At 47.7% G+C, this 12,152-nt stretch carries 9 protein-coding genes; all 9 read right to left on the bottom strand.

Annotation, left to right across the window (positions count from 1 at the left end; all coding sequences use genetic code 11):
• Positions 1–15: 15 nt before the first annotated feature.
• On the bottom strand, positions 16–1,326 hold the full coding sequence (locus AC58QC_RS15630) for an aspartate aminotransferase family protein (RefSeq protein ID WP_497416043.1): 1,311 nt from the start codon (positions 1,324–1,326) through the stop codon (positions 16–18).
• Positions 1,292–4,246, bottom strand: a complete 2,955-nt coding sequence (locus tag AC58QC_RS15635; protein ID WP_497416044.1) for a family 78 glycoside hydrolase catalytic domain — start codon at positions 4,244–4,246, stop codon at positions 1,292–1,294. The genes AC58QC_RS15630 and AC58QC_RS15635 overlap by 35 nt, the downstream gene beginning before the upstream one ends.
• Positions 4,247–4,257: 11 nt before the next feature.
• The gene (locus AC58QC_RS15640; RefSeq protein WP_497416045.1) at positions 4,258–5,163 is read right to left on the bottom strand and encodes a Gfo/Idh/MocA family protein; all 906 of its coding nucleotides are present in this window, start codon (positions 5,161–5,163) and stop codon (positions 4,258–4,260) included.
• A complete protein-coding gene (locus tag AC58QC_RS15645) occupies positions 5,133–6,428 on the bottom strand; it encodes a DegT/DnrJ/EryC1/StrS family aminotransferase (protein WP_497416046.1) in 1,296 nt (431 codons plus the stop codon). The genes AC58QC_RS15640 and AC58QC_RS15645 overlap by 31 nt, the downstream gene beginning before the upstream one ends.
• A gap of 24 nt (positions 6,429–6,452) precedes the next feature.
• Positions 6,453–7,478, bottom strand: a complete 1,026-nt coding sequence (locus tag AC58QC_RS15650) for a Gfo/Idh/MocA family protein (protein WP_497416047.1) — start codon at positions 7,476–7,478, stop codon at positions 6,453–6,455.
• A gap of 105 nt (positions 7,479–7,583) precedes the next feature.
• Positions 7,584–8,762, bottom strand: a complete 1,179-nt coding sequence (locus AC58QC_RS15655) for an N-acetylglucosamine-6-phosphate deacetylase (protein WP_497416048.1) — start codon at positions 8,760–8,762, stop codon at positions 7,584–7,586.
• A gap of 64 nt (positions 8,763–8,826) precedes the next feature.
• Positions 8,827–10,410: an extracellular solute-binding protein gene (locus AC58QC_RS15660; protein ID WP_497416049.1), complete on the bottom strand. Its 1,584-nt coding sequence runs from the start codon at positions 10,408–10,410 to the stop codon at positions 8,827–8,829.
• Between the two features lie 93 nt (positions 10,411–10,503).
• Positions 10,504–11,376: a GNAT family N-acetyltransferase gene (locus tag AC58QC_RS15665; protein ID WP_497416050.1), complete on the bottom strand. Its 873-nt coding sequence runs from the start codon at positions 11,374–11,376 to the stop codon at positions 10,504–10,506.
• Between the two features lie 32 nt (positions 11,377–11,408).
• A complete protein-coding gene (locus AC58QC_RS15670; protein WP_497416051.1) occupies positions 11,409–12,152 on the bottom strand; it encodes a creatininase family protein in 744 nt (247 codons plus the stop codon).

The following is a 12,152-nucleotide window of genomic DNA, read 5'->3' on the forward strand; positions in this document are numbered from 1 at the left end:
ATCTGCGTTACGATGTTAAAGACTGTTTAACACAAGGTCAGCGGCATGGAGCGTTTGAGTCACTTCTTTTTCTCCATGGACTGCGGAAACGTACCATAAGCCATTTGGCCTTACTAATACACCTTGCTGCAGCATTCGCTCTGCAAATGTTGCATATTTACCAGCATCCCGTTTGGAAAACCCCGCGAAATCACTCACCTCCGGAAGGTCCACAAACATCATGTGAAATACGGGTCCAACCTGATTCACGACGCCAGGGATTCTGTGTTTCTGCAGCAGGCCACGGAGTCCGTCGACCAAAGCATTAGCAGTGGTTTCCATCTGCTGAAAAGCAGCCCCTTCATTACGTGAAAGCACATCTAGAACCGCTAGGGCCGCTGAAGTGGAGATACAATTGCCGTTCAACGTCCCTAAGTGACTGACCTCACCAGTTGCGATAAGATTCATCCATTCCTTTTTACCAGCTACCGCACTTAACGCGATACCGCCAGCTAAAGCTTTACCCATGACAATTAAATCAGGCTGGATGCCGAAACGTCCATGAGCCCCTCCAAGACCAAGCCGGAATCCGGTAATCACTTCATCGAAAATGAGCGTAATACCGAGCTCTTCGGTTAGCGTCCGCATCGACTCTAAGTAACCTGGCCGAGGAGCGAGACAGCCGGAGTTGCACATGACAGGCTCTGTTATGACTGCGGCAATCTCATTGTAATGCTGTCTCAGCGTGTCCTCCAGCGCTTGCGGATCGTTCCAAGGAAGCAAGATGACTTCCTGCAGACTAACTTCGCTCTGTCCTCCTGTTCCGGGTAAAATGACAGAATCTGCGTTCGCCTGACCGGCTCCTTTTTTCATGTCGGCACTCGGAAAAGAGGTGAATATCGAATCCGACCATCCGTGGTAATGACCATGGAACCGTACGATTTTGCGTTTACCCGTGTAAGCCCTCGCTACACGCAAAGCAAGCATGACGGCCTCGGTGCCTGAACCGCTGAATGCTGCAAGTTCTGCACCTGGCAGCACCTCTACGAGACGCTTCGCCAGTTCAATTTCTCCATTGTGCTGAAGTCCGTATGTAAATCCACCCTGCATGGCCTTGTAGACGCGATCCGTTAACTCCGGATGGGCATGACCCAGAATCAGCGGTCCATAAGCGAGCAAATAATCGACATATTCATTGCCGTCCACATCACGAATATAAGCGCCGGAAGCAGAATCAGCGAAAAGCGGAGCAGGCTTCATCGCCGCCCGAAGCGAGCTGGCTACTCCCCCTGCTAAATATTGAGAGGATGTTTCATAATGGGACTTCGATTGAGCATAGCTTGTCATGGGTGTCCCCTCCGTTTATCGCTGTATTTTGTATGAGCTCTACATGTCCTTCATAACCATTCGGAACCCGAATATCTACTTGAATATGAGATGGGGCCTCGACCCGAATCTTGATCTTACCCTCTTCCTCCACTTTCCAGTAAACATCAACTCGTCCGTCCACAGGCAGAGGGACACTGCCTCGCGCCCACTCCAATCCACATGGGTTCGGTTCAATGATAATTTCCTGCCAACCTGGGACCTTGCTTCGAACCCCCAGAACATAAGCTCCAAAAAAGTATCCGGGCGCAGCCGACCAGGCATGACAGTGACTGCGAGATAGAAACTTGTCATTTTGCCTATTGGTAGAATTCGGGAACATTTCCCAACAAGTCGTTGCGTCATGCTCGATCATCTGCCCGAACCGTATACGGATATCTTCTATCATCTGACTATAGAGACCTTTTTGGGCTAAAGCTTCATAGTAAAAAAAGGACATAAACGGACTTCCAACCTGCACATACTCAGTAGGGGAATCCACGAGGTAACGATCGATGATCGCTTCACGATCTCCTTTTGCTGCCGCACATAATGAAGCCACTACTTGGGTTTGCATACTGAAACGGTCTGACTTACGTCCATCCGCATGGATGCAGTCTATATAGGCCTTTCCATCCTCCGACCATAAATTAAGGTTAATCGCTGTCATCAGCTTTTCGGCAGCTTGCTCGTATATTGCTGTTGTTTGTTGATCACCCGTTATTTGTGCTAACTCCGAGGCCTCTTGCAGGGCCTTCATCAAAAATAAATTTTGATGCGTGACAACCCCGTCATTAGGCTGATCAATTTCAGCCCAGTCAAAGAAATTCCAGCCTTGGAAATCAAATAAACCTTGTTCATTCAGATGAGTTAGATAATGATCTAAGGTAAAACGGATGTGGGGCCAAATCTGCTCTACGAAAGCCACATCAGCCGTACGTTGATAATATTCCTTACATGCCGTTACCCAGAAAAACGTCCAATTTGGTATGACTGCGCTCCAACCGCTTGGGACTTGACTGACATAGTAAGGTGATTGTCCTGCAGAGCCAGGTACTAAGCTCAGAGAGTGACGAACGAGCGGATCCGCGTCAAACAAGTAATACCCAATTAATGCTTCGTTGCGCGCGTCTCCTACCCAGAACGCCTGCTCATAAGTGGGACAGTCTACAAACGTATCCTCCATGCATAACCGAACGGTATTTTGGCTAATATCCCATATTTTTGTAAGCAGCGAATCGGAACATTGAAAACGTCCAATCTCTGCAACAGGGTATGTGCTTTGCCTCATACCTACGTTGTAAAGTCGAACAGGTTCTTCCCTTTCCATTTCCCCACGACGTACAGTCACCATCAAATAGCGAAGGCCTCGGCGAACCGAAGACACATAAGATTGAAAGCCATCTCGGCATACGTAACGAAGTGTGTTGTTTAACTTATATGTTTCCTGGCGCCAACCATCTTCCATAAATTCGAATCCATAAAAGTCAAAGATCGTACCTTCGGGACATTCTGCCTCAAATGTAATAAAACCGGAAGTTATTCGTCCGAAATCGATGATTAATTCCGTATCTTGTCCTTTAAACAAGGGTATTTCAGCAGGTAAATGGCTTGCTTTGACGATATTTTGCAGCTGATTCGGCACGGCGAGCGCTTCGGTTCGGTTTTTCCACACACTTAACGTAAACACGTTAGCTTCGTCGACGAGCGCCTTCCGTACCGGCTTTACCCATTCCTGAAAGTCAGTTAACTCTTCTTTTGAAGATAACCCTTTCGCCCGGATATAGTCAGGATGAGCATACACTACTTTTCGGTCAACGGGGCGGCTGGCAATAACTTCATATTCAAACGGCCCTATCGTAACGAACGGAGATTCTGATTCATCAGATGGGAGCGGGGATACGACCTCGAAGGACTCCTCACAGTCAATTCCCATGTAAAAGCCTACCGAATGATCAGCTCCGGTGATATCCATATAAAACAGGTTGTCGCCATCCGCTAGCTCAACTTCCACATATTTCTCAGGTGCATCTCCGTAGAACTGATCAGTTGTGTATGGAACTCCCCCTAAAGTAAGGGGACCGAATATACTTGAGTTAGGAAAACCAAGAATAGCTTTCGTCCTTATCGGTACACGTATGACCGTGGCCAGAAATCCGCCAAACGTGACCGCGTTCATGTGACTCTCACTGCCGGGCACCATTTGACAGCGAATGTCGATATAAGCGTTCCATCGAATTGGTTTAACTTTGCTTAAGCTTTCAACTCGTGCTGCATAAATGGGCTCCTCTGTCAGGAAAGGAATATCTCGAGGAACAAGACGTGTCCACGGTTCCATTCCTACAGGCCCAATTAGGGTTGCCGGTGTCCATGCGCTGTCATTATAGTCAGGATTCACCCATGCGTTGTCCCACTGTCTTGCATCAATTCGTTCTGCAAAAGCGTTCTGCGTCGACATCCTTGGCGCACGAGGGTCCTGCCCCAGATGACGTGACGTCAGCCACGAAGCATCCGTACCTATTGCTTTAACCTTCTGATCCTGCTCAAAGAGCTCAAGCTGCGCAACAAGACCTCCCCGTCCTCTCAAATAATAAAAGGTGGACAAGCCGAAATGCTGCACGAGAACAGCAACAGTATTACTCCGTCCGGGTTTTAGAAGCCTCCCAATCTCATAAACATCATAAAATTGCTCTGAGGGCCACGAGCGAGCAGGGCCACGACCCAATAGCTCCCCGTTTATATAAAGCACGTATCGTGAATCAGCTGTGATTGCTATTGTAGCTGAATCCCAACCTATAGTCGGTACATCAAACGATTTGCGAAAACATCTCCACTCGTTGCGTGGACTCTCCTCACCGTCTGACCAGATCCATTGTGCTAACCCATCAGCTTGTAATTGCATATGAATTCCCCCTAGAGTGATACGGTTTTTCCGCTTTCTCGACTTTCGTTGACCGCCTCTATGAAACGGATAATTTCTAATGTCTCCTGCGGATTAATGCGGGGCTCTCCGGTTCGAAACATATGTAAAATATCCTGCATTAAATTAGCATACTTACGCAGCCCATCAGCGGCTGTGTCAACGTACTCCGAGGCCTTGTCTCGGTGAATCCAAGTTCCATGTGTGCCATTGTGCAGATTCCCCCGCAAAGTTCCGATGCGACCGTCTTGCCAGACCGCAGTAACCGTTTCATGACCATTCCCAGAAAAGGCCGTGACAGAACGGCAGCCGGTCCCGAGTACCCGATATAGGACGTCAACAAGGTGAATTCCGTACCAATAATAGCCTGGCTGAGTAGGCGTGAACTCGATCGGACCATAGCAGTCAGCCCCGGTGATATTACTGCTGTCCTCCCTGCTTAGCGCCTTATTCAAGGCATCCGCATAGCGACGTACTGAACCGCTCATCCATCGAACACCGTACTTCTCTGCGGAATTGGCAATGGCTCGAGCTTCCTCCAGACTGACAGCGAAAGGTTTATCAATAAAAACAGGCTTTCCAAAAGGAGCAATCTTGGCAAATTGCTCAGGATGAACCCGTCCGTCTACCGAAGTGATAAGTATCGCGTCACAGCTCGAGGCTACATCTTCCGGAGATTCTGCAATGTGAATCCCCAGCACATCTCGAAGCTCGGTAGTGTATCCCTCCACACGTGTTGCGCTCGCTTTAAAGTCCGGTGATCCACCGGGAAAAGCCGCAATGACGCGACCCCCCGTAATATGATTAGGATCATTCGGATCGTTCAAAATTTTGGAGAACACTTTACAATGGGAAGTGTCTAAGCCTATTAAGCCAAGCTTGAGTTCGGGTTCGGCCATGAGATTCCCTCCAGTTGCAGACCTTTACAAACTTTAACCACAGCGTTGATGATATCCTGTGTGTCCTCGTCTGTCATAATCGGGCTTACTGGCAGGAGCGTAGTCCGCTGAAGTAAGTCTTCCGCGTGCGGGCACATCCCTTTGCTGTAGACAACCGGTTTTTGGAACGGATAGTTGAATGGAAAGTTATCTTTATCCGTTGTTCTCTGATTAAGAATAAACGATTGCATGTAAATCGGCTCTCCGCCGTACATTTTGAAGCAGAAAATGTTCTCCGCGTTCATCGCTTCCACAAAAGAATCCGCAGCAGCTTTCGTTGCATGCTGCAGCGCAAAAACGCAATCGACGTCGCCTTGCAGATCAACCGACGGACGAATTCGAATGCCTGGCAATTGCGTATTCAAAGCCTCGCGAATCGTTAGATGATGCTTCCGCATAGCGGATATGACCGTATCCAGCTTTTTCCATTGCTCAACCATGACCGCCCCGGTCATTTCATTCATTCGGTAGTTTTGGCCGATGAGCGAAAACTGAGGCGTTATTTGATACTTGCCTTTGTCTCGGAAATTACCCTGATCATGATATCGTGCGGCCCTTTCGAACAATTCCGGCGAATTCGTGACCACAGCCCCGCCTTCTCCTGCAGTGAGAATCTTTTGCATTTGAAAGCTGTATACGCCTATATCCCCGATCGTGCCACAGTATTGTCCCTTATAGGTACAGCCAAGTGATTGCGCAACGTCTTCAATAACCGGAAGATCGTACTTACGAGCAAATGCCATAACTCGGTCCATATCGCAGGCGCTGCCATTAATATGAACTGCGATTATAGCCTTCACTTCGTCGTCCATGACCCTCTCCAAATCGTCTACGTCCATGTTTAACGTGTCGTCCATATCGACAAACACCGGAACGGCGTTCGCACACACGACCGCTCCCGCTGTTGCTGTGAACGTGTTCGCCGGAACGATCACTTTATCTCCATAGCCAATGCCGAGTGCCTTCAACGCAACAATGAGTGCCGCTGTACAAGACGAAACGCCAAGAACATATGAAACATTCAACCGTTCGGCCATAAGACGTTCAAACTCCTCAACTGCTCCCTGCAGGTTCGGCCCATAATAACGGAACGGAGAGCCTGCGTCAACGACCTTGGCTACATACGCCGTCTCTTCTTCCCCGTAAACCATTGCACCTCTCAACATCGGCGGTAACGGTTTAATGCGAACCGGGTCTCCACCATTGATAGCCAATTGCTCCTTCATAGACTATTCCTCCTTGACTGGTTATTATTCGAATGGAACTGGTATTCCACCCTGCTCAGATGAGCGGTGAATCAACTCAACAAGGCGCACCGCGTCTCTGCCTGCTTTACCCGTCACGGCTGGCTTGCGCCTTTGACTGACGGATTCAATAAAATCGATAATTTGCATGCTATGATAAGCGGAGTTAAGATTTCGGGGATCAGCACCAGCATTTCCACTTGTCTTGTCATTTTCATAGGTTGGAAGAGGAATGCCGGGAACCGTCCAATGGGTGATCTCTTGACCAACAGTTTTGATAGTTCCTTTATCTCCGTAAACATTAATGCTAGGTGGAAATCCAGGTAATGCGGAGGTTGTGCACATAAGTGTGGCAAATCCTCCGTTCTCCATGGTAAACAAGGCGAGCCCCATATCTTCGGATTCCATATGATGCGTCTGCGTCGCAGTTCGCCCAGTTACTGACTTCACCTTACCGGCAAGCCAGAGCAGCAGATCAATCGAGTGGATACCTTGATTAAGTAAGGCCCCTCCATCTTCGGCTTTCGTACCACGCCAATCCGCTTCATCATAATAGTCCTGCGATCGATAAAACGGTCGAGAAACCTCAACAAGCAGCAGGTTGCCGATCTTGCCCTCGTCAATCGTCCGCTTGAGCAACTGATGATGCGGAAAGAATCGAGTCTGTGACACGACAGACAAAGTAAGTTGTTTCTCCTCCGCTAAACGGATCATCGCCGAAGCCTCATTAGCCGACATTGCAATAGGCTTCTCAACGAGCACGTGTTTGCCCGCTCGCAGTGCTTCCATACCGATGCGCCCATGACTGCCGCTGCCAGTCGTAATGCAGACGATATCAATATCTTGGTTATCCAAAATCTCTAGGTAATCGGTCGTCCATCCGCAAGCATACTTTTCACTCGTATTCCGTGCACGTTGTTCTGTTCTACTGGCAACCGTGACAATCCGTGCTTGATCGATACCGCTTATTGCTTCTAAATGAACGTCAGCAATAGAACCGCAGCCTATAAGCCCGATACCCCATTTTTTCATGTTAATTGCCACTTCTCGATAGGTTCAACATTATATAAAGCACCCTTTCCCTAAATTCATATTCAGATTAGTCAATTTGAGCGGGTTTGAACATGTTTTTTAGCGTTAAAACATGTCTTTTTGTGCTTCAATTGCATATCGGGAAATCCCCTGTTTATAGGTCTCGCAGATGGTAATTCCTCCGTCCCTCTCTTTTTTAAACCGCACAAGGTCAGCTGGACCTCCTATTTGCAACCCGCTTCTTGATGGCAAATTCATCAAAGTCGACGGACGAACAGAAGCCATTTCCCAAGCTTCATGCAAGGAGCTCAGCTTCTTACGTATCAAATGCGCGATCCCCCATGGAAGCATCTGTGCTGAACCGGCTAGCAGCTGAGGTTCATCCGCTAAGTGAAGACGGCCTTCGTTTGTTTTCACAACATAAACGCGATTGTGAGAGTAGTATTTGCCAGGCGGCATCCCGCTTAGATGCACCGCATCACTTACGAGAATGGCACATTCCTGCTTCACCCTCATAACGACCTTAAGAAAAGATTCGGGCAAGTGGAACCCATCCGCAATTAAAGAAACCCAAAGTGAGTCCTGGGCCAGCTGTTCCCATAAGTAATTAGGGTGACGTGGAAGTGTTAAATGGGCTCCGTTTCCAAAATGGGTCGACATCCGGGCACCAGCAGAGACCGCATCCCGAATTTGCTCTGGAGATGCGGCAGTATGTCCGATTGCGACAATAATGCCGCTTTCTGAGCATCGCCGAATGAAATCAGTGGAGCTTGGCCACTCGGGGGATAATGTAACTATCCTTATTCGTCCCCCTGCCGCCTCCTGCCAACGTACGAAGGTATCCCAATTGGGCTCGCAAACATATTCCCGTTTATGAGCTCCTCGTGGGCCATTCTCAGGTGAAATGTATGGTCCCTCCAGATGGATGCCGCCTATTGTGGCATCCGTTGCTGAATCTTCTTTACAAGCCTTAGCAATCGCAGTCATCGCTGACGAAATGTTAGCAACCGAATTTGTCGTGATCGTTGGAAAAAATGTCGTTATTCCCTGTTTCCAAACTTCCCGAACAATCGAATGTACTCGCTCTGAATCAATTGGGAACACGTTTAAATCAATACCCATGCAGCCATTCATCTGCAAATCAACAAGCCCCGGTGCAATCAACCATTGGTCTTTGTAATCACACTCATCAGGTACGGCACGGATATCAGTAATGTTGCCCTGATTCACAGTAACGATGATCGATTCACCGGTTTTATAATGAGTACCTTGTATCTCTTGCATAGAATTCTCCTCCTATGAAAACAGCCCGTTTATCGATTACATAAACGGGCTGTTAAACAGATTATTATTTTTTATAATAGCTTTTATACCATTTCGTTGCCTCTTGAATAACCTGTTCCCCACCTTGGTTTTTCCAGTCCGTTACGAACTTGTCAAATGCGGTGTCGAGGGGTTCTCGACCCGTCAGCACTCTTATGAACATGTCCATATATAAGGAACCATCACGATATCCTAGCTCAGTTTTCGCTTTCAGCAAGCCCGGTGTCGGCATATACATAGACTCATCTTTAAAGAAATTCATTTTCGTATACTCGATTCCTTTCTGAGTCAAGTCGGCAAATCTTCCTGCTTTAACGACGAGTGGAGACATCCGCGAATCACCGGCTGGGTTAATCATAGATTGGTAAAAGATCCTCGTGCCTTTGTCCATATTGACTTTCGCATTCGGATCCCAGTTGATACTTCCATTAGTTACCTGATAATTGATACCTTCAATCCCATAAGCAAAGAACTTGTTTTTAGCCGGATCATCCGAATGGACCCAGTCAAAAAACTTAATGATATCCTCAGGATGCGAAGCATTAGACGATATGGTATAGACGTTGTTCACACCTGTTCTTTCTGGAACCAAATTCACTTTTCCTTGTGCATTCATTGGGCCCGGCAGCACTCCCACACTGGCTTTCGGATCGGTGAATAAATATTCTTGACCCCCACTAGTCAGAACTTGCACTTGATGAAACCACATGCCCACTTTGCCCTGATGAATCAGGTCTCCCCAATCATTATCCTTCATCGTGAACATGTCTCGATTTACGTAGCCCTTATCGTAAAGCATTTTGTAAAAACGGATCGCATCCTTCATTTCAGGTACAATCAAATTCGGAACAAAACGTCCATCACGATATTGCCAGGCATCCGGATGGGCACCGAAATATCCGAAGAAGGCTTCAGAGAACGCAAGACCTTTACGCATGGCAAAAGGCACTTCATCGTTCGTGTTGCCGTCGCCGTTCATATCTAAATCCTTAATCGCTTCGAAGAATGCTAAATAGTCATCCATCGTTTTTGGTTCTTTCATGCCAAGCTTGTCCAGCCAATCCTTGCGGTATAACAAAACAAGCATGTTCGGAAGCGCTGACATTTTGGGAATTCCGAAAATTTTTCCGTTTTTGCTTACACGCGGATCTTTCCAGGCTTCAGCCGGAATGTCCTTTTTCAAGTTTGGACCATATTTGTCAATGAGCGGCCCAAGCTCTAGAAACACACCGTCCTCAACCGCGTTCGGATGACTCGGATTGTCGATGCGGGACGACCACATAACTTCAGGAATATCACCGGAAGCAAAACGAATGGCAAGCTGTTTGTCATAAATGCTGGAGCTGACCATTTCAAACTTAACATTGTAGGGGGTTCCGGTATATTGGCTGAAAAGCCTCGACATTTCCTTAAAATACTTATCGTCCTCGGTTATGTTCTGTGCGTATTGGTTCCCGCCGTCCTGCATGAGAATGGTGATGTCGATCGGCTTTTTCGAAACCTTATTGACAGCTTGCTTAAGTGCTGATGTATCCGTACCTTGGCAAGCTGTTAGAAGGCCGCTCGTGCCCATTACTGTAATCAAAAACATAAGAAGGCGTTTACTCATGATCCTTTCGTTCCCCCTTTGAAGAAAGCGATCTGCATCTCCTCTTATAGTAACGAATAAGGGTTCATTTCGTAAACATATTTATTCGAATTTTCAGCCTTTTTCAGCACCTGATGTGCCATAGATGTGCTCCGGTTGCCCAGGATAGCGGTTCTCTCCTAAAAACATACGCCAAAACCCTCTCTGCACTTCAAAACCGTACTTCTCCATCAAGGCAGTACCTGATAAGTTCGGTTTGGGAACGTCCAAAAATATTCCTCTGTCTGGGATGCTTCGCAAGACCTCAACAAAGAGCACCTCTGCCGCCAATTCATTGACAGCTGCCCATGGGCCGATCTGCACCGCATCGAAACCAATTCTGGCAAGCAGGTATCCAAGTACAACGCCGTCCTCTTTTACATAAAAGGCCAGCTCTTCATGACGCTTATATAAGGTACGCAGAATTTCTCCGCGATTGGCTCCAAAGCTATGTGCATCAAAGGCAATGATCTCATCCATATTCCCCGGGGTTAGGGGCTCCGCTGTCAGGTCCGTGACCAAGCGATTTAGCGGCAGGGTAGGTGCCTTTCCCTGGTATCTCGTAACTTCATACTCATCCTGAAACCCGAGTGGGATGTAAACCTTCTTCCCCATCGGCGTGGCGTCCAGCTTCATACAGTCAACGCCATGTTCCTCCAAAAAAGTAATCGTCTTCTGGAGAAGGGCAGTCCCTATACCGAATCTTCTTTGAGACGGATGTACGAGCACCATGCCTATCCAGCCGAATCGGTTCTCATAAGGGATGGCCGTCGCAGTACCCGCTTTCTCTCCACCCATTTCCGCGAGAAAACAGCCGTCTTTGGCAAAGCGCATATATCCTCGCCAATCGTTCTCCACTTGATTCCAGCCAGCTATATTTTTCAATTCCATGGCAAAAGGAAGATCTTCCTCTGTCATTGCCCTCACGCTCAATCCGCTCTCATGCATGAATATTCCACTCCTCTTAGCTGGCCCAAGTATTAGTTCTTTAGTTGGCGGATTCTTTCTTTTTCCCTCTCTATTTGTTGCAAATACGTTAAAGAGCATTCTACCATTAAGTCCATCATTTTCATGCCCTTCTCCGCACTAGCAACCTCTGGATAACCCCAGTAGCCGTCTTCCGTCAATTCTGTAACGTCAAAGTAATCCATGAAATCCTGAGGCACTGTCGTCGGCGCAGTTTGCGGGACATAGTCCTTTACATGTTCAGGACATAGATGCAAAATATGTGAGGTTTCCTTTTCCCCTCCGTGGATATCGAGTTTCGTATGCTCCATCACTTCATGCTGCCGTCCCAGCGCGACCGATGTATGAATGAGAATGACCTCCATCTCTACTGAGCGGTCTGCGAAGTCTCTGTTAAGCTGCCGAATCGTCGGCTTTAGTATCCAGTTACCACCGTGGCCGTTAATGAGAAGAAGGCGTCTGAAGCCAGAGTATAGCAGGGATTCAGCAATATCTCTGATGACAAGTGCGAGCGTATCGGCCTTGAGATAAACGGTACCTTTGGCGGCACGATGCTCGATGGAAGAAGCAATGCTAATTGGAGGGAGCAGGTAAGCATCTAGCGTCACCGCTATTCTCTCTGCCAGCGCTCCGGCAATAATATTGTCTGTACCATAAGGAAGATGACTTCCGTGCTGTTCCAGTGCGCCAACTGGCAAAATCGCTGTATCACATTCGGCATTCTGAAAATCTTTTCGATTATTATACATCGTTAGCAT

It is taken from the genome of Paenibacillus sp. J22P51 (assembly GCF_059692215.1).

Coding starts and splice junctions, on each gene's coding strand:
- AC58QC_RS15630 (WP_497416043.1), bottom strand. CDS start 1,326: ATGACAAGCTATGCTCAATCGAAGTCCCATTATGAAACATCCTCTCAA.
- AC58QC_RS15635 (WP_497416044.1), bottom strand. CDS start 4,246: ATGCAATTACAAGCTGATGGGTTAGCACAATGGATCTGGTCAGACGGT.
- AC58QC_RS15640 (WP_497416045.1), bottom strand. CDS start 5,163: ATGGCCGAACCCGAACTCAAGCTTGGCTTAATAGGCTTAGACACTTCC.
- AC58QC_RS15645 (WP_497416046.1), bottom strand. CDS start 6,428: ATGAAGGAGCAATTGGCTATCAATGGTGGAGACCCGGTTCGCATTAAA.
- AC58QC_RS15650 (WP_497416047.1), bottom strand. CDS start 7,478: ATGAAAAAATGGGGTATCGGGCTTATAGGCTGCGGTTCTATTGCTGAC.
- AC58QC_RS15655 (WP_497416048.1), bottom strand. CDS start 8,762: ATGCAAGAGATACAAGGTACTCATTATAAAACCGGTGAATCGATCATC.
- AC58QC_RS15660 (WP_497416049.1), bottom strand. CDS start 10,410: ATGAGTAAACGCCTTCTTATGTTTTTGATTACAGTAATGGGCACGAGC.
- AC58QC_RS15665 (WP_497416050.1), bottom strand. CDS start 11,376: ATGCATGAGAGCGGATTGAGCGTGAGGGCAATGACAGAGGAAGATCTT.
- AC58QC_RS15670 (WP_497416051.1), bottom strand. CDS start 12,152: ATGCTAACGATGTATAATAATCGAAAAGATTTTCAGAATGCCGAATGT.